The sequence below is a fragment of the Mycobacterium sp. genome, assembly GCF_035499775.1.
GTDB lineage: Bacteria > Actinomycetota > Actinomycetes > Mycobacteriales > Mycobacteriaceae > Mycobacterium.
This window is the reverse complement of record NZ_DATJYB010000041.1, coordinates 1-24,136: the sequence shown is the minus strand read 5'-3', so window position 1 is coordinate 24,136 and position 24,136 is coordinate 1. Positions and strand designations below refer to the sequence as shown.

General features: G+C 67.1%; 22 protein-coding genes and 2 pseudogenes. 13 read left to right on the top strand and 11 right to left on the bottom strand.

Features of this window, described 5'->3' with window-relative positions; all coding sequences use genetic code 11:
* Positions 1–734 (top strand): annotated as a pseudogene (locus VML93_RS02525) (hypothetical protein); the annotation flags it as partial.
* A 65-nt stretch (positions 735–799) separates the two neighbouring features.
* Here the strand turns inward: VML93_RS02525 and trhA are convergent.
* Complete coding sequence (gene trhA, locus VML93_RS02520) at positions 800–1,573, bottom strand: PAQR family membrane homeostasis protein TrhA (RefSeq protein WP_414686264.1); 774 nt, start codon at positions 1,571–1,573, stop codon at positions 800–802.
* 105 nt (positions 1,574–1,678) lie between these two features.
* Between trhA and VML93_RS02515 the strand changes: the two genes are divergently transcribed.
* Both VML93_RS02515 and VML93_RS02510 read left to right on the top strand, forming a co-directional pair.
* Positions 1,679–2,467: a (2Z,6E)-farnesyl diphosphate synthase gene (locus VML93_RS02515; RefSeq protein ID WP_325607338.1), complete on the top strand. Its 789-nt coding sequence runs from the start codon at positions 1,679–1,681 to the stop codon at positions 2,465–2,467.
* 121 nt (positions 2,468–2,588) lie between these two features.
* Positions 2,589–3,959: a hypothetical protein gene (locus VML93_RS02510; RefSeq protein ID WP_325607336.1), complete on the top strand. Its 1,371-nt coding sequence runs from the start codon at positions 2,589–2,591 to the stop codon at positions 3,957–3,959.
* On the opposite strand, the pseudogene VML93_RS02505 reads toward VML93_RS02510, so the two are convergent.
* Positions 3,940–4,245: pseudogene (locus tag VML93_RS02505) on the bottom strand (dienelactone hydrolase); the annotation flags it as partial. The gene VML93_RS02510 and the pseudogene VML93_RS02505 sit on opposite strands and share 20 nt — an antisense overlap.
* A gap of 21 nt (positions 4,246–4,266) precedes the next feature.
* Here VML93_RS02505 and VML93_RS02500 point away from each other — a divergent pair.
* Together VML93_RS02500 and VML93_RS02495 are read left to right on the top strand one after the other, a co-directional pair.
* Positions 4,267–4,653 (top strand): hypothetical protein, encoded by a 387-nt coding sequence (locus VML93_RS02500; RefSeq protein ID WP_325607350.1) that lies wholly within the window; start codon positions 4,267–4,269, stop codon positions 4,651–4,653.
* Between the two features lie 240 nt (positions 4,654–4,893).
* Positions 4,894–5,301: a hypothetical protein gene (locus tag VML93_RS02495; RefSeq protein ID WP_325607334.1), complete on the top strand. Its 408-nt coding sequence runs from the start codon at positions 4,894–4,896 to the stop codon at positions 5,299–5,301.
* Positions 5,302–5,385: 84 nt separating this feature from the next.
* Here the strand turns inward: VML93_RS02495 and coaA are convergent, their stop codons facing one another.
* A complete protein-coding gene (gene coaA / locus VML93_RS02490) occupies positions 5,386–6,324 on the bottom strand; it encodes a type I pantothenate kinase (RefSeq protein WP_325607332.1) in 939 nt (312 codons plus the stop codon).
* A 163-nt stretch (positions 6,325–6,487) separates the two neighbouring features.
* Between coaA and glyA the strand changes: the two genes are divergently transcribed.
* The 5 genes from glyA to VML93_RS02465 all read left to right on the top strand — a co-directional run bounded on the left by glyA (position 6,488) and on the right by VML93_RS02465 (position 12,634).
* Positions 6,488–7,777, top strand: a complete 1,290-nt coding sequence (glyA, locus tag VML93_RS02485; RefSeq protein WP_325607348.1) for a serine hydroxymethyltransferase — start codon at positions 6,488–6,490, stop codon at positions 7,775–7,777.
* Positions 7,778–7,849: 72 nt separating this feature from the next.
* The gene (locus VML93_RS02480) at positions 7,850–8,677 is read left to right on the top strand and encodes an acyl-ACP desaturase (protein WP_325607330.1); all 828 of its coding nucleotides are present in this window, start codon (positions 7,850–7,852) and stop codon (positions 8,675–8,677) included.
* Positions 8,678–8,892: 215 nt separating this feature from the next.
* Positions 8,893–10,194 carry a PhoH family protein gene (locus VML93_RS02475; protein WP_325607328.1) on the top strand — a complete coding sequence of 434 codons (1,302 nt, stop codon included), beginning with the start codon at positions 8,893–8,895 and terminating at the stop codon, positions 10,192–10,194.
* A 69-nt stretch (positions 10,195–10,263) separates the two neighbouring features.
* Positions 10,264–11,139 carry a polysaccharide deacetylase family protein gene (locus VML93_RS02470; protein WP_325607326.1) on the top strand — a complete coding sequence of 292 codons (876 nt, stop codon included), beginning with the start codon at positions 10,264–10,266 and terminating at the stop codon, positions 11,137–11,139.
* A 34-nt stretch (positions 11,140–11,173) separates the two neighbouring features.
* A complete protein-coding gene (locus VML93_RS02465; protein WP_325607344.1) occupies positions 11,174–12,634 on the top strand; it encodes an adenylate/guanylate cyclase domain-containing protein in 1,461 nt (486 codons plus the stop codon).
* Here the strand turns inward: VML93_RS02465 and VML93_RS02460 are convergent.
* From VML93_RS02460 to glpX, 3 genes are all read right to left on the bottom strand, one after another.
* Positions 12,631–13,596: a hypothetical protein gene (locus VML93_RS02460; RefSeq protein ID WP_325607324.1), complete on the bottom strand. Its 966-nt coding sequence runs from the start codon at positions 13,594–13,596 to the stop codon at positions 12,631–12,633. The two genes, VML93_RS02465 and VML93_RS02460, sit on opposite strands and share 4 nt — an antisense overlap.
* Before the next feature lie 119 nt (positions 13,597–13,715).
* A complete protein-coding gene (locus VML93_RS02455) occupies positions 13,716–15,116 on the bottom strand; it encodes a class II fumarate hydratase (protein ID WP_325607320.1) in 1,401 nt (466 codons plus the stop codon).
* 50 nt (positions 15,117–15,166) lie between these two features.
* A complete protein-coding gene (gene glpX / locus VML93_RS02450) occupies positions 15,167–16,231 on the bottom strand; it encodes a class II fructose-bisphosphatase (RefSeq protein ID WP_325607318.1) in 1,065 nt (354 codons plus the stop codon).
* A gap of 86 nt (positions 16,232–16,317) precedes the next feature.
* Between glpX and VML93_RS02445 the strand changes: the two genes are divergently transcribed.
* Genes VML93_RS02445 through VML93_RS02435 form a run of 3 tightly spaced genes read left to right on the top strand, consistent with a single transcriptional unit; the run spans position 16,318 to position 19,401 of the window.
* Entirely contained in the window at positions 16,318–17,019 is a 702-nt protein-coding gene (locus VML93_RS02445; RefSeq protein ID WP_414686263.1) for a DUF4245 domain-containing protein, read from the top strand.
* A 25-nt stretch (positions 17,020–17,044) separates the two neighbouring features.
* Entirely contained in the window at positions 17,045–17,851 is an 807-nt protein-coding gene (locus VML93_RS02440; RefSeq protein WP_325607316.1) for a dienelactone hydrolase family protein, read from the top strand.
* A gap of 14 nt (positions 17,852–17,865) precedes the next feature.
* On the top strand, positions 17,866–19,401 hold the full coding sequence (locus tag VML93_RS02435) for a carboxylesterase/lipase family protein (RefSeq protein WP_325607314.1): 1,536 nt from the start codon (positions 17,866–17,868) through the stop codon (positions 19,399–19,401).
* Here VML93_RS02435 and VML93_RS02430 read toward each other — a convergent pair.
* The 5 genes from VML93_RS02430 to VML93_RS02410 are packed head-to-tail and all read right to left on the bottom strand — an operon-like array spanning position 19,354 to position 23,853.
* Positions 19,354–20,562, bottom strand: a complete 1,209-nt coding sequence (locus VML93_RS02430; protein WP_325607312.1) for an AI-2E family transporter — start codon at positions 20,560–20,562, stop codon at positions 19,354–19,356. The genes VML93_RS02435 and VML93_RS02430 overlap by 48 nt on opposite strands.
* Before the next feature lie 42 nt (positions 20,563–20,604).
* Entirely contained in the window at positions 20,605–21,726 is a 1,122-nt protein-coding gene (locus VML93_RS02425; RefSeq protein WP_325607310.1) for a 3-beta-hydroxysteroid dehydrogenase, read from the bottom strand.
* A 54-nt stretch (positions 21,727–21,780) separates the two neighbouring features.
* Positions 21,781–22,032 (bottom strand): exodeoxyribonuclease VII small subunit, encoded by a 252-nt coding sequence (locus VML93_RS02420; protein WP_325607308.1) that lies wholly within the window; start codon positions 22,030–22,032, stop codon positions 21,781–21,783.
* On the bottom strand, positions 22,022–23,269 hold the full coding sequence (gene xseA / locus VML93_RS02415; RefSeq protein WP_325607306.1) for an exodeoxyribonuclease VII large subunit: 1,248 nt from the start codon (positions 23,267–23,269) through the stop codon (positions 22,022–22,024). Before xseA ends, VML93_RS02420 begins: the two co-directional genes overlap by 11 nt.
* Complete coding sequence (locus VML93_RS02410; protein ID WP_325607304.1) at positions 23,266–23,853, bottom strand: lipid droplet-associated protein; 588 nt, start codon at positions 23,851–23,853, stop codon at positions 23,266–23,268. Before VML93_RS02410 ends, xseA begins: the two co-directional genes overlap by 4 nt.
* Positions 23,854–24,136 lie beyond the last annotated feature (283 nt).

Below are 24,136 nucleotides of genomic sequence, written 5' to 3'. Positions count from 1 at the left end.
TGGCGCACGCGGCGCAGCGGTGTGCGACCAGGCTGCTGGACACCCACGTCGTCGACGGCCGGTTGCGCCGGGCCAGTCTGGGCGGTGTGGTGGGCGACAGCGCCGCGATCCTCGAGGACTACGCGATGCTGGCCACCGGGTTGCTGGCGCTGTACCAGCTGACCGTCGATGCGGCCTGGCTGACGGCGGCCACCGGCCTGCTGGACATCGCATTGGAGCGCTTCGCTGATCCGCAGCAACCCGGCCGCTGGTTCGACACCGCCGATGATGCCGAGCAGCTGATGCTGCGGCCCGCCGACCCGCTGGACGGCGCGACGCCGTCGGGTGCGTCGTCGATCGCCGAGGCCTTGCTGACCGCGGCGCACCTCGTCGACGGCGAACGGGCCGAGCGGTATCTGCAGGGCGCGGCCGACGCTTTGCGGATGGCGTCGGTGTTGCTGGCACGCGCGCCGCGCTCGGCGGGACATTGGCTGGCCGTCGCCGAGTCCGCGGTGCGCGGACCGCTGCAGATCGCCGTCGCGTGCCGGCCGTCGGGGTCGTCGTTGCTGGCCGACGCGCGCCGGCTGGCACCAGGCGGGGCGATCGTCGTCGGGGGTGAGGTGGATTCGTCGGCGCTGCTGGCTGGCCGGGACCGAGTGGGCGGGGCTGATGCCGCCTACGTGTGCCGGGGACGGACGTGCGATCTGCCGGTCACCGGGGCCGCGGAGCTCGCCGCGGCGCTGGGCAGGCCTTGACTCTGCGCTGGCGGCGTACGCTACTCGCACTTTCGCGCCGTGGACGCAGAGTCAACGCATAAGGCTCAGAACACCACGAACCACATCGCGATGTAGTGGCAGATCGCCGCCACCGCGGTGCAGGCGTGGAAGAACTCGTGATAGCCGAACGTCGTCGGCCAGGGGTCGGGCCAGCGCAGCGCGTACAGGACACCGCCGATGCTGTACAAAGCGCCGCCGACGAACAACAACACCATCGCCGCCACTCCGGCGTTGTGCAGGATCGTGCCGGTGTACCAGACCGCCACCCAACCCAGCAGGATGTAGAGCGGCACGCCGACCCAGCGCGGTGACGACGGCCAGAGCATCTTCAGCAGAATCCCGGTGAGCGCGCCGCCCCATACGATCGCCAACACCACATGCCCGTCATGGCCTGGCAGGGCCAGCAGCGCAAAGGGTGTGTAGCTGCCCGCGATGAACACGAAGATCATCGAGTGGTCCGCCCGCTTCATCCACTTATGGGCGGTCTCGGACTTCCACTTGACGCGGTGATAGGTGGCACTGACGGTGAACATCAGCACCGTGGCCGCGGTGTACCCCAGGGTGGCCAGCCCGGCGCGGGTGGATACCACCGCCCAGGACACTGCGACCAGGGACGCGCCCGCGAAAACCGCGATCCCTGCGGCATACACGTGGATCCAGCCCCGGAAACGCGGCTTGGTCAGTACCCGGGCTACGCCCTCGACCAGTTGTTCGGCAACATTGCCCGGATTGGGAGCCGGTGACTCGGGCTCCGTTTTCGTGACCGTGCTCACCTGGCCGGGTCCTTTCTGTTGCCTGCTGTTGCCAGTGGGCGTTATCGCCAACCACAGTAGCGCCGATGTTCGTCGGACGCCGTTCGACGTGACGTGATGTTGCCGCATTTGCGGTCCGGAAATTGGTCCCCGTCACAGTAATGTGGACCCGTGGAGATCATCCCGCCGCGGCTCAAAGAGCCTTTGTATCGAGTCTACGAGCTGCGGCTGAGGCAGGGTCTGGCCGCCTCGAAATCCGATCTGCCCCGACATATCGCGGTGCTGTGCGACGGTAATCGGCGCTGGGCGCGCAGCGCGGGCTATAACGACGTCAGCTACGGCTACCGGATGGGTGCCGCCAAGATCGCCGAGATGCTGCGGTGGTGCCAGGAAGCCGGCATCGAGATGACCACGGTGTACCTGCTGTCCACCGAAAACCTGCAACGCGACCCCGACGAGCTGGCCGCGCTCATCGAAATCATCACCGATGTCGTCGAGGAGATCTGCGCCCCGGCCAACCGCTGGAGTGTGCGCACCGTCGGGGATCTGGAGCTGATCGGCGAAGAACCGGCCCGACGGTTGCGCGAGGCGGTGGAGTCCACACCGGGCACCGCGCCTTTCCATGTCAACGTCGCGGTGGGCTACGGCGGGCGTCGGGAGATCGTCGACGCGGTGCGCGCGTTGTTGAGCAAGCAACTGGCCAACGGTGCGACGGCCGACGAACTCGTCGATTCGGTGACCGTCGAGGGCATCTCCGAAAACCTTTACACCTCTGGCCAACCTGACCCTGACCTGGTGATCCGCACGTCCGGGGAGCAACGCCTGTCCGGATTCCTGCTGTGGCAAAGCGCCTACTCGGAGATGTGGTTCACCGAAGCGCACTGGCCCGCATTCCGCCGGGTCGACTTCCTGCGCGCGCTGCGTGACTACAGCCAGCGCCACCGCAGATACGGGAAGTAGCCGTGCCGATCGCAAGCGCGGCGTAGCCGGGCGCAGCGGGTCGGCACCATCGGAACCCGTGCCGATCGCAAGCGCGGCGTAGCCGGGCGCAGCGGGTCGGCACACGTGTCAGACTGGACGCATGGCTGCGCTGTCGGCGGTGGTGTTCACGCTGAGCGGTTGGCTGGGGCTGTATCTGCTGGCCCGCGACCCGCGCAAGCCGGTGCTCGCGTTGGCGGCGGTCGGGCTCGGCGGGTTCGCGCTGGTGGTGGCGCTGGACGCGGTGCGGACGGTGAGCGTCGCGCACGCCCGGTTGCTCGGCCAGGTCGAGATCTACCTCGCCGCCGTACCGAGTGTGGCGTGGTTCGCGGTGCTGGTCGAGCTGTCCCGGCCGGGTGAGACCTGGCGGGCGCGCACCAAGGAGCTGCTGCTGGTCGGGGGCGTGGCCGCGCTGACGCTGCTCGGCGCGATCATGGCGGGCAGCGTCGAGGGTCCGCTGCGGCCCGGGCACGTGGTGATGTTCGCGGTGATCTCGACGTCCACGCTTGCTGCGATGGTCGCGGCGGTGCGACGACCGGCGCAGCCGGTGCCGGTGGCCGGCCTGGTGATCGTCGCGACACTGTTCTTCGCGCTGGCCAATGCCATCCTGATCATTCCGCTGGGTCTGGTGCCCAGCTGGCTGGCCCTGGCCTCGACGGGTTTCGACGTGCTGGCGCTCGGCATTGCGGTGGCGCGGTGGGACGCGTTCGACGAGGGACAGGCGCTGCGGGCCGACATGATGCGCTCGTTCGCCGGCTGTTCGGCCGTAGCGACGCTGTTCGGGGGACAGGCCCTGATCGGATTGGCGATGACCGGCGATGAGCCCACCGCGCAGACCGCGCTGACAGTCCTGCTGTTCACCAGCCTGGCGATCTCGATCACGGTGCAGGTGCTGGCCGATCCGATGGCCGGGATCCTGGACCGGCTGGCCTTCTCCAAGTCGCCCACGCTGCGCGCCGACCGGGCCGCGCTGCGGCACACCGGGGCGGCGTTGCCGCTGCGATCCGAGGATCCGCTCGGCGATGTCGACGACGACACCTTCGTCCGGCTCACCCGCCGCGCGTTGGGCCACTACGCCGACCTGACCAAGCTGGTCGCCAGCCCGTTGACGGCGTTGCCCGTGATCGATGAGCGACTGGCCGCCCGCGGCGCACCCGACCACCCGCTGGAGCGGGCCAACGAGCTCAAAGCCGTCCTCGCCGCCGGCATCGGACGGCTCAAGCCGCGCGACGCCGGTGACTTCGGCACCACCGAGGAGTGGCGTTACTACAACGCGCTGTACTTCCCGTACGTCGTCGGCGTGCGGGCGTACGCGCAGAACGCGACCGCCGCCGGTTTGGATCCGACGGCCCGGCAGGCCTGGCAGTGGTTGGTCACCGAAGTGCCGCAGCGCTCGCTGCACAACTGGCAAAACGCCGCGGCGCGGCTCATCGCCGCCGATCTGCGCGGGCGTGTCACCGTTCCGAGCGAGTGAGCCGGGCGGCGAAGAACGTCAGAATCTCGTCTCGGGCGGCCAGTGTCGGCTGCCCCGCTTCGTCGATCAGGTGGGCGGTCACGACGCTGTGCGGGCAGCCGATCACGTCGCGGAAGAAGGGTGGGCAATCGGGGTTGGCCGCGTCGTCCGGCAGCACCCGGGCGACGAATCGATCGCCCAGCGCGGCCCGGTAGGCCGCAAACCGTGCCGCGGTGCAGAAGCGATCTCCGGCGAACCGGTAGCCGAGCACGGTGAGGTCATCTCGTTCCAGCCGCCCGCGGAGGGCAAGGCGGCCCTGTTCGACGCCGTGCTTGAGGCGACCGAAGCCCGGATTGCCCGCTCGGTCGCGGCCGCCGCTGCGACCGAGCGCAACCCGCGCGACGCGCTGCGCGCGGGATGCCTGGCCTGGCTGCGGCTGAGTGAGGATCCGGCCGCCCAGCGCATCGCCCTGATCGACGCCCCCGCGGTCGTCGGTTGGGACCGGTGGCGCGAAATCGACGCCAAGCACGCATTCGGAATGCTGCGCGCCGGCATCAAGGCCATCGCGGCCGATGCCAAACTCCCCGCCGCCCTCGTCGAGCCCATCGCCTACATGCTCAGCGCGGCACTGCTCGAACTGGCGATCTACGTATCGCGAGCCCCGGACGTTCAGGAGCGTTGGCGACCACAATCGACGCCTTGGACGAGTTGCTGAACCGTCTGTTCGTGGACCTGAACCCGCACTTCGAACAATCCGGGCGCGCCACGGCGCCGAATAAGTGTCGTGCCGAGGTGTGACCTAGATCAAATCTTTTTTTCGCCAGCCGGGAATAGCCCGGTGAACTACCTGGTCGTTGTACACGTGGCAGTAGTTGGCAGTGCCACGAGTCGATATGGCAGTAGTCGGACGGCACGCTCAAACATGTTCGACCCGCCCGCCTGAAGGAGTAACGACATGACCGCTGTAATGACAACCCGGCCCCTATACGACTCGACCGACTCGCTGCTCCGGTTCGCGATGCGCGCCGACGCAACGTTGACCGGATTGATGGGCCTGGCCGCCGCCTTCATCGCCGACCCGCTGTCGTCGCTGACCGGCCTGACGTCCATCCAGGAGTACAGCATGGGCGCCTTCTTCGTGCTCTACGGACTCGTGGTGTTCAGCCTGGCGGCGTTGCCCAACCTGCGTCGCGCCGGGATCGGCGTCGTCGCGGCCAACATCGTGTACACCGTGGCCGCGATCGTGGCCGCCGCTCTGGTGCCCATGACGGCGTTCGGAGTTGCCGCGACGCTGGCCAGCGGTGTGTACACCGCGCTGTTCGCGGGCCTGCAGTACCTGGGAGTGCGCCGGATCAGCGCGTAGCCTCCCCTCCCGCCGATGCGGGGCGCCACCGTTGCCCGTTGGGTGTGCTGCCCCGCATCGGCTTTTTGCGGGCCTTTTGGCCGGTTACAGCTTGCGCAGGCGCAGCCGGTTGATGGAGTGATCGGCGTCCTTACGCAGCACCAGGGTGGCGCGGGGGCGGGTCGGGAGAATGTTCTCGACCAGATTGGGCCGGTTGATCGACCGCCAGATCTCGCGGGCGGCGACGACGGCCTGCGGGTCCGACAGGGCCGAGTAGTGGTGGAAGTGTGATTCGGGATCGGCGAACGCGGTGCCACGCATGGCCAGGAAACGCGACACGTACCACTGCTCGATGTCTTCGATCCGGGCGTCCACATACAGCGAGAAGTCGAACAGGTCCGACACCATCAGCGTCGGACCGGTCTGCAACACGTTCAGGCCTTCCAGGATCAGGATGTCCGGATGGCGGACCACATGCTTGGCGCCGGGGATGATGTCGTACTTCAGATGTGAGTACACCGGCGCGCACGCGTAGTCGGAGCCGGATTTCACCGAGGTCACGAACCGCAGCAGCGCCCGGCGGTGGTAGCTCTCCGGAAAGCCCTTGCGGTGCATGAGGTTTCGCCGGTCGAGTTCGGCGTTGGGGTAGAGGAAGCCATCGGTTGTGACCAGGTCCACCCGGGGATGGTTTTCCCAGCGGGCCAGCAGCGCCTGCAGCACACGGGCGGTGGTCGACTTGCCGACCGCGACGCTGCCGGCCACGCCGATGATGAACGGCACCGGCCGGTCCGGGTTTTGTTGCGGCTCGCCGAGGAATTCCGCGGTGGCGGCAAACAGCCGCTGGCGGGCGGCGACCTGAAGATGGATCAACCGGGAAAGGGGCAGATAGACCTCTTCGACTTCCAGCAGGTCGATCTGCTCGCCCAGGCCGCGCAGGCCGATCAGTTCCTCTTCGGTGAGGGCCAGCGGCGTCGACATGCGAAGCGCACGCCACTGCTTTCGGTCGAACTCCACGTAGGGGCTCGGCTCGCTCAGCCGCGGCATAGGTCTCAGTGTCGCAGGGAGGGCTCACGCCCGACGGCTGGGGGCTGGCCAAAGTGGCGCTCGGCACAAGATATCCGCCACGTGAGCTCGGCTGCGGAACAGCACGCTCGATAGACTGGCGCCCGTGACTGCCGCACCTGATGCTCGCCCCTCCGTTTCCGTCATGTCCGCCCCGCTGGCCGAGGTCGACCCGGATATCGCCGAGATGCTGGGCAAAGAGCTGGGCCGGCAACGCGACACCCTCGAGATGATCGCCTCGGAGAATTTCGTGCCGCGCTCGGTGCTACAAGCCCAGGGCAGTGTGCTGACCAACAAGTACGCCGAGGGGCTGCCCGGCCGGCGCTACTACGGCGGTTGTGAGTACGTCGACGTGGTGGAGAACATCGCCCGCGACCGGGCCAAGGCGCTGTTCGGCGCGGACTTCGCCAATGTGCAGCCGCATTCGGGCGCCCAGGCCAACGCCGCCGTGCTGGCCGCGCTGATGTCGCCCGGAGAGCGGCTGCTCGGCCTGGACCTCGCCAACGGCGGGCACCTGACCCACGGCATGCGGCTGAACTTCTCCGGCAAGTTGTACGAAAACGGCTTCTACGGCGTCGACCCGACGACACACGTGATCGACATGGACGCGCTGCGGGCCCAGGCCCTCCAGTTCCGCCCGAAGGTGATCATCGCCGGCTGGTCGGCCTACCCGCGGGTGCTGGACTTCGCCGCATTCCGGTCGATCGCCGACGAGGTCGACGCCAAGTTGTGGGTCGATATGGCGCATTTCGCCGGCCTGGTGGCCGCCGGCCTGCACCCGTCTCCGGTGCCGCACGCCGACGTGGTGTCCACCACCATCCACAAGACCCTCGGCGGTGGCCGCTCCGGCATGATCCTGGGCAAGCAGGAGTACGCCAAAGCCGTCAACTCCGCGGTGTTCCCCGGCCAGCAGGGCGGACCGCTGATGCACGTCATCGCGGGCAAGGCCGTCGCGCTGAAGATCGCCGCCACTCCCGAATTCGCCGAACGGCAGCGACGCACTCTGACCGGCGCCCGCATCCTGGCCGACCGACTGCTGGCCGACGACGTCGCCAGGGCCGGCGTGTCGGTGGTCAGCGGCGGCACCGACGTCCACCTGGTGCTGGTCGACCTGCGCAACTCGCCGCTCGACGGCCAAGTCGCCGAGGACCTGCTGCACGAGGTGGGCATCACGGTCAACCGCAACGCCGTCCCCAACGACCCCCGGCCGCCGATGGTGACCTCGGGCCTACGGATCGGGACTCCGGCGCTGGCCACCCGCGGCTTCGGCGACACCGAGTTCAGCGAGGTCGCCGACGTCATCGCGACCGCCCTGGCGGCAGGCACGTCGGCTTCGGAGGCCGATGTGGCCGGCCTGCGCGAGCGGGTGACCCGGCTGGCCAGGGAGTTCCCGCTGTACGACGGCCTCGAGGACTGGAGCCTCGTCGGTCGCTGACCGCTGGGGCCCGCCCGACACGCGGGCGCCCTCAATTTCATAGAACCTGTGTATGCAAGTTACAGTTACCGCATGGCACAGAAACCTGTCGCTAACGCGCTGATCATCGAGCTCGAGCCGGTGGTCCTGGAGAACTGGGATCGACACCTCGACACCGAGGACCTCTGGTACGCCCACGACTACGTTCCGTTCGATCGGGGCGAGAACTTCGCGTTCCTTGGTGGACGTGATTGGGATCCGTCTCAGGCGACGCTGCCCAGAGTCATCACGGACGCGTGCGAGATCCTGCTGATCCTCAAGGACAACCTCGCCGCCCATCACCGCGAACTCGTCGAGCACTTCATCCTCGAGGACTGGTGGGGTCGCTGGCTCGGCAGGTGGACCGCCGAAGAGCACCTGCACGCCATCGCGCTGCGCAATTACCTGGTGGTGACCCGCGAGGTCGACCCGACCGCCAACGAGGAAGTCCGAGTCCGGCACGTGATGAAGGGCTACCGCGGCGAAACGCTCTCACAGCTCGAAACGCTGGCCTACATGGCGTTCTCCGAGCGCTCCTACGCTGTTTACTGCCACAACCTGGCGGCCCAGATCGAGGAGCCGGTCTTGGCCGGGCTGGTCGACCGGATCGCCAGGGACGAAGCGCGGCACGAGGAGTTCTGGGCCAACTTGGTCGCGCACTGCCTCCAGTACAACCGCGACGAGACCATCGCAGCGATTGCCTCGCGTGCCGCCGACCTCGAGGTCCTCGGCGCCGACATCGACGGCTACGAGGACAAGCTGCGCAACGTCGCCGATGCCGGGATATTCGACGCCGCGCAGCTGCGGCAGGCGATCTCGGAACGCATCACCGCATGGGGGCTGGCCGACGAGCCGCAACTCAAGCAATTCGTCTCCGGCTAAGTAGATTTCCCGACCTCGGCGCGCCTGCTCTGCGCGGGTCTCGCCAGCGGAGTAGCGTCGCATTCGATGGCCAGCGACATACTCTGCTGCCAGGGCGGTATCTCCGGTTACTACAACGGCAGGACCGGCCCCGGTCCTGGTGCCGTGGCCCCCGCCGATATGCCTGTGTGGGTCCGCGCGGGCGCTGTCGCCTTTCGAAGACGCGAGGAGCGCCTGTGACCGATATCCGGACGTACGTGCTCGACACCTCCGTGCTGCTGTCCGATCCGTGGGCGTGTAGCCGGTTCGCCGAACACGACGTGGTCGTCCCCCTGGTAGTGATCAGCGAGCTGGAGGCCAAACGCCACCATCACGAGCTGGGCTGGTTCGCCCGCCAGGCGCTGCGCTTGTTCGACGACCTTCGGCTCGAGCACGGCAGGCTCGACCAGCCCATTCCGGTTGGCACACAAGGCGGTTCGCTGCGCGTCGAACTCAACCACACAGACCCGGCGGTGCTGCCCGCAGGTTTCCGGACCGACAGCAACGATTCCCGCATCCTGTGCTGCGCGGCCAACCTCGCCGCGGAGGGCAACCAAGTCACCCTGGTCAGCAAGGACATTCCCCTTCGGGTCAAGGCCGCCGCGGTGGGCTTGGCCGCCGACGAATACCACGCCCAGGACGTCGTCGCCTCCGGCTGGTCCGGGATGCACGAGATCGAAACGGCGGCGCACGACATCGACGCGCTGTTCGCCGACGGCGAGATCGACCTGGCCGAAGCCCGAGATCTGCCCTGTCACACCGGGATTCGGTTGCTGGGTGGCAGCTCGCACGCGCTAGGACGGGTCACGGCTTCCAAACGGGTCCAGCTGGTACGCGGCGACCGCGAGGTGTTCGGCCTGCGCGGCCGTTCCGCCGAGCAGCGGGTGGCCCTCGACCTGCTGCTCGACGAGTCGGTGGGCATCGTGTCGCTGGGCGGCAAGGCCGGCACCGGCAAGTCGGCGCTGGCGTTGTGCGCCGGGCTGGAGGCGGTGCTGGAGCGCCGGACCCAGCGCAAGGTCGTCGTGTTCCGCCCGTTGTACGCGGTCGGCGGCCAGGAGCTGGGCTATTTGCCGGGCAGCGAGAGCGAAAAGATGGGCCCGTGGGCGCAGGCGGTGTTCGACACCCTCGAGGGCCTGGCCAGCCCGGCGGTGCTCGACGAAGTGCTCTCCCGGGGCATGCTCGAGGTGCTGCCGCTGACCCACATCCGGGGCCGCTCGCTGCACGACTCGTTCGTCATCGTCGACGAGGCACAGTCGCTGGAGCGCAACGTGCTGCTGACCGTGCTGTCGAGGTTGGGCACCGGATCGCGGGTGGTGCTGACCCACGACATCGCCCAGCGGGACAACTTGCGCGTCGGCCGCCACGACGGTGTTGCGGCGGTGATCGAGAAGCTCAAGGGCCACCCGCTGTTCGCCCACATCACCCTGTTGCGCAGCGAGCGGTCACCGATCGCGGCCCTGGTCACCGAGATGCTCGAAGAGATCACCGGGCCGCACTGATGCGGTCCTGACCTGCGCTGATCGTGCGCTGACGACGGGATCCGCGCTGCCGCCCGGTAAGCTGCCATGGTGCGGAAACGACCCGACAGCCAGGCCTGGCGCTACTGGCGCACGGTCTTCGGCGTCGTGGTGGCGGCCGCGGTGCTGGTCATCGGCGGCCTCACCGGGCACGTGACGCGCGCCGACACCTCGAGCTGCTCGGTGGTGAAATGCGTCGTGCTGACGTTCGACGACGGCCCGGGGCCCTACACCGACCGGCTGCTGCAAATCCTCAAGGACGCCGACGCCAAGGCCACCTTCTTCCTGATCGGTAACAAGGTGGCGGCCAACCCGGCGGGAGCCAAGCGCGTCGCGGACGCCGGCATGGAGGTCGGCAGCCATACCTGGGAACACCCCAACATGACGACGATCCCTGCCGAGGACATCGCCGGGCAGTTCTCCAGGGCCAACGACGCGATCAAGGCGGCGACAGGCCGCACGCCGTCGCTGTGGCGTCCTGCCGGCGGCCTGTCCAACGATGCGGTGCGCCAAACCGCGGGCAAATTCGGCCTCGCCGAAATACTGTGGGACGTCATTCCTTTCGACTGGGCCAACGACTCGAACACGGCGGCGACGCGGTACATGCTGATGCGGCAGATCAAGCCGGGCTCGGTGGTGCTGTTCCACGACACCTATTCGAGCACCGTCGACTTGGTGTACCAGTTCATCCCGGTGCTCAAGGCGAACGGCTACCGCCTGGTGACGGTCAGCGAAATGCTCGGGCCGCGGGCACCCGGCACCAGCTACGGCAGCCGTGAAAACGGCCCGCCCGTCAACGAACTCCATGACATCCCGCCCGGCGACATCCCGACGCTGCCCAACACGCCGTCGCCCAAGCCGATGCCCAACTTCCCGATCACCGACATCGCCGGCCAGAACTCGGGCGGACCGAACAACGGTGCCTGACAGCGAAGAGCATCCAAAGACCGCACGCAGGTTGTTGTTTCAATATGCGATCGACCTCGCCGTGGCCTACGTCTCCGCCGTCACCGGCGCGGCCGCGATCCTGATACCACTGCGGGGCCACACCTCGGGTGCGGCGAATGCCGATTTTGCCCGGAACAACACCACGTTGGTGGCGGTGCTGGTCACGATGGGAATCGTCATCGTCGGGGTAACCGGCGCACTGGTCCTGGCGCCCACCCTGCGCTGGTATGTCGCCGGAGAACAGCCGGACGCGAACCAGCGCGCCGCCGCGTTCAAGCTCGCCGCCCGCCAATCGGCGCTGCTGGTGGGTGTCTGGTCCGCATGCGGGGCGGTCCTGATGCTGGTGAACTACCGCGGCGGGGTCTCGCTGCTGTTGCCGATTCTGCTGGGGGTGGTCCTCGGCGGGATAGCCGCCGCGGGCACTGGCCTGCTGGTCGCGCAGCGCACCCTGCGTCCGATCATGGTGGCCGCGACCCGGGGCAGCGAGCCTCATCTGGCGACACCGGGAGTGCTCGCGCGGCTGGTCCTGATGTGGTTTCTGTGTGCCGCACTTCCCGTCGCGATCATCGCGACCTTCGTGATTCTTCGGGAGAACGGCTGGATCATTCCGAAAACCGCGTCGGTGGATGTGCCCATATTGGTGGTGGTGTTGGCCTCGGTGGTGCTCGGGCTGCCGACGATGATCCTCACCTCCCGATCCATCGCGGATCCGCTCAGCGAGGTGGTCGACGCGATGGCCGAGGTGGAACACGGCTACCTCGAGACCTACATCGGCGCCTACGAGCGCTCCGAAATCGGGCGTCTGCAAACCGGATTCAACCGGATGGTGGCCGGGCTCGCCGAACGTGACCGGCTGCATGATCTTTTCGGGCGCCACGTCGGAGCCGACGTGGCCCAGCGCGCCCTCGAAGAGGGTGCGTCGTTGTCGGGCGACGTGGTGGAGGCCGCCGTCCTTTTCATCGACCTGGTGGGCTCGACGAAGTTGGCGGAAAGCAGTCCGCCGCAAGAGGTTGCCGAAGTGCTCAACGATTTCTTCCGGATCGTCGTCGATGCCGTCGACGACCACAACGGGCTGATCAACAAATTCGAGGGAGACGCCGCACTGGCCATCTTCGGCGCGCCGCTCAAGCTGGCCGACCCGGCGTCGGCGGCGCTGGCGACGGCACGCACTTTGGGTACCGCGCTGCGCCGGCTGCCCGTCGACTTCGGCATCGGGGTTTCGGCGGGCCGGGTCTTCGCCGGCAACATCGGAGCCGAAAACCGTTACGAATACACGGTGATCGGCAACGCGGTCAACGAGGCCGCGCGGCTGGCCGACCTTGCCAAGACCTCCGACCGGCGGATCCTGTGCTCGGCCGCTGCCATCGAACGCGCCGCCGACGACGAGCGCGCCCACTGGGCCGAATGCTATTCCACCGTGCTGCGCGGCCGTTCCGAAGCCACCCAGGTCTCGGCGCCGGCGGCGCCGCTCTAGCTCTTGACGACCTTCAGCGCCGCGATGACCCCGTTGACGACGCCCGCTGAGGGCGCGTCGCCGATGGGTGTTCCGGCCAGAAAGATGGTGACCGGGTTGGTGGCCACCGCGATGACGACGACGGAGTCGCCCTTGACGTTGCGTGCGGCGTCGCCGATCGTGACGTCGGCGTCCACCCGCGCGGCGTTGACCCCGTCCACCTTTATCGACGACGTCTTCTTCGGACCCAGGGTCGGCGAAGCCTTGTCGTAGCCCGGTCCGGCGGCAACGCAGTCCATCAACTTCGATGCCTGCGCGGCGACGTCCATGCTGGTGACGAAGTTGGTGACGGCGACTTCGGCCCACATCATCCACTGGTTGGCGCCGGGCACCTCGGTGGCCACGCCCGTCCCGCCGATCAGATTCGGGTTCTGGTCGTCGGCGAACGGCTGCCAACCGGGTGCCGCGCTGATCGGGAAGGACAGCTTGCCGGCGCTGACCATGTCGCTGGTGGGCTTGTCGCCCGGGGACGCATTCGGCATGCAGTCGGTTGCGACCTGCTGGGAGGTGTCCGGCTGCGAGGTCGGGGCGGCGCTCGCCGTCGTCGTCGACGTGGCGGTGTTCGACTTGTGGTCGTTGCCGAGGAACACCACCAGAATGACCACCAGCGCGATGATGGCCACCAGCGCGATGCCGGCGCCGATCAGCCAGGGCGTCTTCGAGCCGCCAGGTCCTTTCGGCGGCGGTCCGGGTGGGTAAGGCCCGGTTGACCACCCGGGAGGCACATGCTGGCCGGCCCCTGGGTACTGCTGGGGCGCGTAACCCTGAGTGTCCTGCGGGTATTGAGGGTACTGTCCGCCCTGTTGGTACGGGTCGACCGGAGGATACGCGCCTTGCGGCTGGCCGCCCCAAGTTGGCTGCTGCCCATACGGATTCGTTCCGTAGGGATCCTGACCGTAGGGACCGCCCCCAGGAGTCGTCATTGCCGAATCACCCTCACCTTTCCAAGGCCACCGCCGAGGTGGCCACGCGATCGCGTCCTCGCAATTATGTGCGCAAACCTGACGTCGCGCTTTTCGGGCCTGGTCAGGCCCTGTCTGGTCTAGTCTTGCGCCACCTTGGCCATCGCCAACACGTCGAGACGCTTGTCGAGCTCCTCGATCGACAGCTTGTCGCCGATCAGGCCGCGGTCGATGACGGTCTGGCGGATGGTCTTGCGCTCCTTGAGCGCCTGTTTGGCCACCGCGGCGGCCTCCTCGTAGCCGATGACCGAGTTCAGCGGTGTCACGATGGACGGCGACGACTCGGCCAGCTCGCGCAGATGCTCGACGTTGGCCTTCAGTCCGACGATGCACCGCTGGGCGAACAGCTTCGACACATTGGTCAGCAGCTTGAACGACTCCAGGATGTTGCGGGCCATCATCGGGATGTAGACGTTGAGTTCGAAGGCGCCCGACAAGCCGCCGACGGCGACCGCGGCGTCGTTGCCGATCACCTGCGCGGCCACCTGCGTAACCGCCTCCGGCAGAACGGGGTTCACCTTGCCCGGCATGATCGAGCTACCCGGCTGCAGGTCCGGCAGCTGGATTTCGGCCAGGCCGGTCAGCGGGCCGGATCCCATCCAGCGGACGTCGTTGGCGATCTTGGTCAACGACACCGCGATGGTGCGCAGCGCGCCGGACGCCTCGACCAACCCGTCACGGGTCGCCTGGGCCTCGAAAGAATTTGCCGCCGTGCGTAATTCGGTCAGACCGGTCTCGGCGACCAGCGTCTCGACCACCTTGGTGCCGAAACCCTCGGGAGCGTTGAGGCCGGTACCCACCGCAGTGCCGCCGATCGCCAGTTCACCCAGCCGGGGGAGGCATGCGCGCACCCTTTCGATGCCGGCCTCGATTTGGCGGGCGTACCCGCTGAATTCCTGGCCGAGCGTCACCGGAACCGCGTCCATCAGGTGGGTGCGGCCCGACTTGACCACCGTGTGCCACTCGCGGGCCTTGGCCGCCAGCGCCTCGCGCAGTTCCTCGAGCGCCGGTATGAGATGACGCACCGCGGCTTCGGTGGCCGCGATGTGGGTGGCGGTCGGGAAGGTGTCGTTGGACGACTGCGACATGTTGACGTCGTCATTGGGATGAACCGTGACGCCTGCGGCAGCCGCGATGGACGCGATCACCTCGTTGGTGTTCATGTTCGAGCTGGTGCCCGAGCCGGTTTGGAAGACGTCGATCGGGAACTGGTCGTCGTGTTGGCCGTCGGCGATCTCGGCGGCGGCGGCGATGATCGCGTCGGCCTTTTCCGGTGCCAGCAGCCCGAGTTCCTTGTTCACTTGCGCGCAAGCGCCTTTCAGCAGGCCCAAGGCGCGGATCTGAGCGCGCTCCAAGCCTCGGCCCGAGATCGGGAAATTCTCCACCGCGCGCTGAGTTTGGGCGCGCCACAACGCTTTTGCCGGCACCCGGACCTCGCCCATGGTGTCGTGCTCGATGCGGTATTCGGTGTCCTCGGCCATGAATTGGGATCCTGTTCCTCGGGGTTCGGTCGGCGTTGACTACGGCTTTATCAAGGGAGGGGATAGGCGGCAGTGCTGTCGCCGGTGAAATCGATTGCGGAGTATTCGTTGAGCTTCGAGAGCCGGTGATACGCCTCGATCATCCGGACAGTCCCCGACTTCGAACGCATCACGATCGACTGAGTGGTGCAGCCGCCCGGGTAGTAGCGCACACCCTTGAGCAGGTCGCCTTCGGTGACCCCGGTGGCGCAGAAGAAGACGTTCTCACCCGACACCAGGTCCTCAGTGGTCAGCACCTGGTCCAGGTCGTAGCCCGCATCCAGCGCCTTGCGGCGTTCGGCCTCGTCCTTGGGTGCCAGCTGCGCCTGGATCGCGCCGCCCATGCAGCGGATCGCCGCCGCCGCGATGATGCCTTCCGGGGTGCCGCCGATGCCGGCCAACATGTCGGTGCCCGACTCGGGCCGGCAGGCCGAGATCGCGCCGGCGACGTCGCCGTCGGTGATCAACCGGATCCGGGCCCCGGTGGCGCGCACGTCTTCGATCAGCTGAGCGTGCCGCGGCCGGTCCAGGATGCACACGGTCATGTCGGGCACCGATAGCTCCTTCACCCGCGCGACCGCCCGGATGTTCTCGGCGATCGGCGCGGTGATGTCCAGCACATGGGCGGCGTCGGGCCCGACGGCGATCTTGTTCATGTAGAACACCGCCGACGGGTCGAACATGGCCCCGCGATCGGCCACCGCCAACACCGAGATGGCGTTGGGCATGCCCTTGCTCATCAGGGTGGTGCCGTCGATCGGGTCGACGGCGAAGTCACATTCCGGGCCGTCGCCGTTGCCGACTTCTTCGCCGTTGTAGAGCATCGGCGCTTCGTCTTTCTCGCCCTCGCCGATGACCACTATGCCGCGCATCGAGACCGAGTTCACCAGCTCGCGGATGGCGTCGACCGCAGCGCCGTCGCCGCCCTCCTTGTCGCCGCGCCCCACCCAGCGGCCGGCCGCCATGGCACCGGCTTCGGTAACCCGCACCAGTTCCAGGGCCAGGTTGCGATCTGGGGTTTCACCGCGCGGTGGCCGCGCCTGCGACGGACCGCGTCCCGCCACCTCAGCTGTCATGGTTGCTGATTGTCCCAGAAGCAGATCGGTGGGCTGGAGCTGGGCTCAGGGCGCTCCTCGTGGGCTGGGATACTCGGGGCGTGACCGTGGACCCAACGCCGGACGCCCAGGATGCCGGGGCTGCGAGCGAGCGGGCTGCGGCGCCCGAGCCGGTGCCCGGGCCTGTTGCAAGACCCCCCAAACCACGGCTGCTGCAGGACGGTCGCGACATGTTCTGGTCGCTCGCCCCGCTGGTCATCGGGTGCATCCTGCTGGCGGGCCTGGTCGGGATGTGTTCGTTTCAGCCAGGACGGACCAACGAGGGACCGATCCCGTCCTATGACGCGGCGGCGGCCTTGCACGCAGACGCCGCCACGCTGGGCTTCCCGATTCGGCAGCCCGCGCTACCCGCGGGTTGGCATCCCAACTCCGGCAGCCGCGGCGGTATCGAGAACGGGCGAACCGACCCGTCGAGCGGTCAACGGCTGAGCGCGGCCACGTCGACCGTCGGATACATCAGTCCGACCGGACAGTATTTGAGCCTGACGCAAAGCAACGCCGACGAGGACAAACTGGTCGGCTCCATCCATCGGTCGGCGTTCCCGACCGGTGCGGTCGACGTCGCCGGCACCAACTGGGTCGTCTATCAGGCCAGCGGTCAAGGCGCCGACGCCGAACCGGTCTGGACCACCGCCCTCACCGGCCCCGGCGGCCGCGCCCAGCTGGCGATCACCGGTTCCGGCGGCACCGACCAGTTCCGTACGCTGGCGTCGGCGACGCAATCGCAGCCGCCGCTACCGACTCGATAGCCGGTCCAAGAGAAAGGGACACCGAGTGACTGCGCCCAAGGCAGACCTGTCCGGATGGACGGCGGCACCGTTTACCGGTGGCGGCTACACGCATGACGTGTATCGCAAAGGTGCCGGCCCCGGGGTGGTGCTGATTCCGGAGATACCCGGAATCGATCCGGGCGTACTCGGGCTGGGCAATCATCTGGTGGACAACGGATTCACCGTCGCAATCCCGTCGCTGTTCGGCGAGCCGGGCAAGCCGAAATCGAACGGCTACATCCTCAGCTCCATCACGCGGGCCTGCGTGTCAAGGGAATTCGCGGCGCTCGCGTTGAACAAGCAGCGGCCGGTGTCGCTGTTCCTGCGCGCGCTGGCGCGTGACCTCAACGCGTCGACACCGGGCAAGGGCGTCGGCGTGATCGGCGAGTGCTTCACCGGCGGGTTTGCGCTGGCCGCCGCCGTCGACGACAGCGTGCTGGCCCCGGTGCTGTCTCAGCCGTCCGTTCCGTTTCCGCTGACCGCAGCCCAGCGTCGGGACCCGGGGATGAGCCAAGCCGAGCTGACCAGCGTCGCCGACCGCTGTGCCAGCGAGGGCCTGTGCGCGATCGGTTTGCGGTTCAGCGAAGACAAGATGGCGCCGGGCGAACGCTTCAAGACGCTCAAGGACCGGCTCGGCGACGCGTTCGAGGTGATCGAGATCGACTCGCGCCCGGGCAACAAGGGCGGTTTCGGCCGCATGGCGCACTCGGTGCTCACCGACGAGGTCCGTGAAGTCGACGGCCAGCCGGCCTATGAGGCCCGCAAGCGGGTGGTCGAGTTCCTCACCGAGCGGCTCACCCAAGACGTTTAAGGCGCAGGACCGTCATGACGATCGACAACCGTGTGGTCGACACCAGCTGCGGCCCCGTCCTGGGCATCATCGACGGGCGGGTCAGGGCGTGGAAAGGCATTCGGTACGCCGCCGCGCCGGTGGGCGACCTGCGCTTCCGGGCGCCGCAGCCGCCCGAACCGTGGACCGAGGTGGCCGACGCCACCTCCTTCGGGCCGGCCTGCCCGCAGCCGTCGCTGCCCAACATCCCCATCGACCTGGGGGCGCCGCAGGGCGAAGACTGCCTGCGCCTGAACATCTGGGCACCTTCTGATACCCAACCCGGTGATCGGAAACCGGTGCTGGTGTGGCTGCACGGCGGCGCCTACATCCTGGGATCGGGCAGCCAGTCGCTCTACGACGGTCGCGCATTGGCCGGTGACGGCGGGGTGGTCGTGGTGACGATCAACTATCGGATCGGCGCGCTCGGCTTTGTGGACCTGTCGTCGTTCGACGCACGTTTCGACTCGAACATCGGGCTGCGTGACGTCTTGGCGGCGTTGGGCTGGGTGCGCGACAACATCTCGGCTTTCGGCGGCGACCCGGAGCGGGTCACGCTGTTCGGTGAATCCGCCGGGGCGGGCATCGTCACGACACTGCTCGGCGTCCCGGCGGCCGCGGGTCTGTTCGCCGGGGCAATCGCCCAAAGCTCGCCGGCCACATCGGTATACGACCGTGACAGCGCCCAGCGCGTCGCTACAGCGGTCCTCGAGGAGCTGGAGCTCACCGCGTCCGAGGTCCAGCGGTTGCGTGATGTGCCGGCCGCCGCGATCGTGACCGCGGCCAACGACGTGTTCAACGAGGTTCCGGTGCGCAATCCCGGCAGGCTGGCGTTGGTCCCGATTGTCGACGGCGAGTTGCTGAGCGATTACCCGGTCAAGCTCGCGCAGCAGGGCCGCACCCATCCCGTGCCGTTGATCATCGGCACCAATAAGCATGAGGCGACGCTCTTCCGGTTGATGAAGTCGCCGCTGATGCCGATCACTCCGAGCGCGATCACGTCGATGTTTACCCAGATCGCTGCCGAACAGCCCGATTTGCAGTTACCCACCCAGGAACAGATCGTCTTGGCCTACCCGCGAATGCGGCGCAAGTCACGGGGTATCAGCATTGCCACCGATGTTGGATTTCGGATGCCGTCGGTGTGGCTGGCCGAGGGGCACGGCCTGGTGGCGCCGGTGTATCTGTATCGCTTCGACTACTCGACCCCGTTGCTGAAGCTGTTGCTGGTCCGAGCCGCACATGCGACCGAATTACCTTATGTCTGGGGCAATCTCGGGGCGCCCAAGGATCCCACCTTGAAGCTCGGCGGCGCCAAAACCGCCAAGGCGATCTCGCACCGAGTACGGACCCGGTGGATCAACTTCGCTTCGGCCGGCAAGCCCCAGGGGCCGGCCGGCGAGCCCGAATGGACGCCCTACCAGGAAACCGACCGCGCATGCCTGACCATAAACAAGCGCGACACCATCGTGCACGATCTCGACTCACACATCCGGGCCGCCTGGGGCGCCGAGATGGTCGGCTTCCGGTAGCTGGGCGTCTGGCGCCGGGTCTGATTCGAGGGGCTGACCGCTCTTGGCTTTGCGGCGTGGCAGCCAGCTGCGGCGGCGGGGTTCGTCGTTATGCTCTTCCAGCTCAACGCCTTTGTACACGGCCAGGTAGACGTCGATGGTGGTGACGATCAGGATCATCAGCACCGGGCCGATGACGATGCCCCAGGGGCCGAACATGGCGATGCCTGCGAACACCGAAAGCAGCATGAGCGCCGAATTCAGCCGGGCGTCGCGCGGAACGAGGATTGGGCGCAAGAAGTTGTCGATATTGGTGACCACCACCAGATGGAACAGCACCACGAACACGCCGCCGACGACATTGCCGAAGAACATCATCCCGATGCCGAACGGAATCGTCACGATCCCGCCGCCCAGCGGGATGATCGACAATGCGGTCAGCAGAATCGCGAAGATGAAGAAGCCGTGGTGGAATCCGCCGATGTAGACGGATGCGGCGCCGGCGACGCCCTGGCAGGCCGCTATCACGAATTGGCCGTTCACAGTGCCCCGCACCATGGAGCCCATCTTCCGCAGGTACAGGTCCGTGACTTCCTCGCCGAGCGGGTTGAGCTGTCCGATCAGGGTCCGTAACTTTTCGCGGTTCACCAACAGCGCGACGAACACATACAGGAAGATGATGGCCGCCGTGACCGCCCCGGGAATGCTTCCGGCCGCGTCCTGCAGGACTTTCAGGAGCCATTTGCCGGCGGTCTGTGTCGCCGAGACCAGCGTTTTGCGGAGCATCTCCGAGGTTACCGTGGTGTGCACGAACGGGATTCGGGCGAGCAGGTCGTTGACGACGTGCAGCGCCCGGTCGCCGAGCTCGCTCAGATTCGTTGACTTGACCCACTCGGCGACGTGGTCGACCGTGCGGGCGATCTGGGCAATCGCCAACAGCATCACGAGTCCGACCGGCACCATGACGACGACCAGCGCCGACAACAGGGTGCAGGTGGCCGACAGCCCGGTACCCATCCGCTTGTTGAACCAATTGAACAGTGGCGTGAACAGATGCGCCCCGACCGCGGCCACCACGATCAGGACGAAGTAGTCGCGCAGGAAGTACGCGCCGAACAACAGCGCGATGATCGTGAAGACCGCCAGCGCGCGCTTCTGGGTGGGCGTGAATTCAGTATTCATATCTGTTGCCCGCGAGCCACTTTCGCGGCTGCAAACGCATCGCTACTCCGGCGGCGGCGCGGCGACGACGGACGCCAGGTGGGGCTTGGACGACGCCTTGACCTGCTCGAAAAGCTCGATGTAATAGGGCAGACATTCGTCCATGGCCTGCTTGGTGGTGAACAACGGACGATAGCCCAGATCGCGCTGCGCCTTGGCGATGGAGAAGTAGTTGTCGAGGTAAAGTCGTTCCACCGCAAGGGGTTCCAGCATGGGCTTGGGGAACCCGAACTTGAAGTGCAACCACTGCCATGCCAACATCGCATCACGTACCAGCCGGCCCGACACCCGTAATTTCGGCCAGGGCTCACCGCATGCCGTGACGACCGGTCGCGCGAACTCGAACATGTTGATCGGCTCACCGTCGTTGATGAAGTAGGCTTGTCCGGGTGCCGTCCCGCCCTCCACCAAGTGCTCGCCGGCCAGGATGAAGCCGTGAATCAGGTTGTGCACGTAGGAGTTGTCCAGTTTGGCGTTCTTGCCGCCGACCAGCACCTTGACGTGGCCGGCCACCACGCTTTCGAATAGCTTGCGGAACATCGTCTGGTCGCCGCGGCCCCAGATGCCGCTGGGCCGGATGGAACAGGTCAGGATGCCGTCGACGCCGTTCTGAGACAGTACGAACTTCTCGGCGACGACCTTGGTTTCGGTGTAGAGGTCGGCGAACCGCTCCGTGTAGGGCAGTGTCTCGTCGCCGCCGGAGATGGCCTTGCCGCCCATCACCACGCTGTTGGATGCGGTGTAGACGAACCGTGTCACGCCGGCCTTTTGACCCGCATGGATCAGGTTCTTGGTGCCGCCCACGTTGACCGAGTAACTGCGGTTGCGGTATTCCTCGGTCACCGACGACCCGCCCATCAGCTCGATGATGGCCGCGGTGTGGATGATCGTGCCGATCCCGTCCACCGCCGCGGTACAGACGGCTTCGTCGGTGATGTCACCTTGCAGCACCTCCAGCTTCGGATGCTGTGGTAGCGGCGACGGCGCGCGGTCGAAGGACCGTACCTGGTGTCCGCGGTCGAGCAGTGTGGTCACCAGGTTGGCGCCGACGAAGCCTGAGCCGCCGGTGACCAGGACGTTGCCAAGTTCGGTTGTCAGCGATGCATCACCCATGCGGCGAAGCATAACTAAAACGTGTTTCAGTATGGCAAGGAACTTCTTTTCCCAATTGGGCTGAGTTCAGTCTTCGTCGGCCTGGCCGGCGGCCAGTGCATCCGTTATTCGTTGGCGAGCGCCCGCCAAGTGCTCTTCGCACCTTTTGGCTAGTTGTTCGCCTCTTTCCCAAAGTTTCAGCGACGCATCGAGGTCAAGTCCGCCCTGCTCGAGAAGACGTACGACTTCGATCAGCTCGTCCCGGCATTCTTCGTAGCCAAGCTGACTAATGGGCGTAATTCGCTGGCCGTCTGCGCGCAAGTCTTCTTCACCGACCATCGGCACGCCCTTCACTGACCGCCGACACTGCGCCGTCGGCGACCCGGACCCGCAGCCTGGTGCCGGCCGGGGCGTCGTCGGCCGACCGCAACACCTGCATCGGTTCCGGACCGGCCGGAACCGTCTGCACGACGGCATAACCCCGGGCCAAGGTGGCCGCGGGCCCCAGCGTGGCCAGCCGCGCGCCCAGATGACTCACGCGATCGCCCTCGGCGGCGATCAACCGGCTGACGTCGCGCCGGATCGCAGACCGGGCTCGGTGGATCTCGTCGGCGCGCGCCGTCAGCGCCGTCAGCGGCGCGGCCAGCACCGGGCGGCTGCGCAATTGGGCCAGCGTGCGTTGCTCACGAGAGACCCAATTGCGTAACGCCTGCGCACTGCGCTGGCGCAGCTCTTCGATCAACTGCAGCTCGGCGACGGTGTCCGGGACCACCCGTTTGGCCGCGTCGGTCGGGGTGGCGGCGCGCAGATCGGCGACCAGATCGCACAGCGGATTGTCGGGTTCGTGGCCGACCGCGCTGATCACCGGGGTGCGGCAGGCAGCGATCGCCCGGCACAGCGTCTCGTCGGAAAACGGCAGCAGGTCCTCCACGCTGCCGCCGCCGCGTGCCACCACGATCACGTCGACGTCGTGGTCTTGATCCAGCTCGCGCAGTGCGTCGACGAGCTGTGGGACGGCGTTGACGCCCTGCACGGCAGCGTGCCGGATAGCGAAGCGCACCGCGGGCCAGCGCTTGGTCGCCACCGTCGTCACGTCGCGTTCGGCGTGGCTGGCCCGGCTGGTGATCAGCCCAATCGTGTTGGGCAGGAACGGGATCGGCCGCTTGAGTCGTGGGTCGAACAGCCCCTCGGCGTCCAGCAGACGGCGCAGCCGATCAATGCGGGCCAGCAACTCGCCCACACCGACAGCGCGAATCTCGCTGAGCCGCAACGAAAATGTGCCGCGTCCGGTGTAGAAGGAGGGCTTGCCGCAGACCACGACCTGAGTGCCTTCGGTCAATTTCACCGGCGCGCGCAGCACCAAGTCGCGCGAGCACGTCACCGTTAGCGACATGTCGGCCGCCGGGTCACGCAGCACCATGAACACCCTGTTGGAGTTCGGCCGAATGTTGACCTGGGCCAACTGCCCTTCAACCCAGACGGTGCCCAGCTTGTCGATCCAGCCCGCGACCCGGATGGCCACCGCGCGAACCGGGAACGGATTCTCGGCGGAATTCGCTTCTGCGGCCGGGGTCACTTCGCAGTCGCGCGGGTGATCCTGTTGGCGAGCAGCGTCTGGAACGGTGCACGGGCCTTGGTGGCCTGCTCGTAGGCCAGCAGGGCTTCGAGTTCGTCGACATGCAGCGGTTGCAGCCTGGCCCGCAATTGAGCCAGCGTCAGCTCCGCATAGTCGAGTTCGGTGGCCACCGTCGGCACCGGAACCGTCTTGCCCGCCGACCGCTTTGACTGCTTGGCGGTCGGCTGGGTCGGGGGATCGGCGGGTGCGTCGGTCACCGAGTACAGCGCGAAGCGTCCCTCGGCCCGGCGATCGGCGTCGGCGCCGTCGGAAAGCGCGAGAGCCCCCTCGCCGTCGGGGAGGTCCTCGTCGAAGGTTGCCCACTCCGGCTGCTCGTCCTTGGGCGGGAACAGCGACTCCAGGGTGTTGTCGCCCTTGATCACCAGGTCAGCCAGGTTCTGCTGAAAACGCATCACCAGATGCGCCGCCTGGCTGACCAATGTCATCGGGTACATCAGGATGGTTTTCGGCAGCTTGATCGTCTCCTCGACGGCGACTGTCGCCGCGCCGACCAATAGCCGAACCCCATACGGTGCAGAAGCCATGGCCCCCAGCCTGCCAAAAGCGGGGGCTAACTCCAAGCCGACAGCGGATTGAAGCCCGAGCGAGGCACGTTTCAGGCCGCTTCTGCGGTGAACCGAACGTACGGGTCGCCTTCAGCTGCTTGGCGGGCATCTACCTGGGCCATCAACGTCTCCTTCGTCGACGGCAGGATCGACTCTGCTGGCGCGGCTAAACGGTTTCGGTGAACTGAGTTCTATAACCTCGCCATTCCGTTGCAGAACGGTTGACCAGGTGGTGGCTTCAGACAGTCTTGATGACAATGCG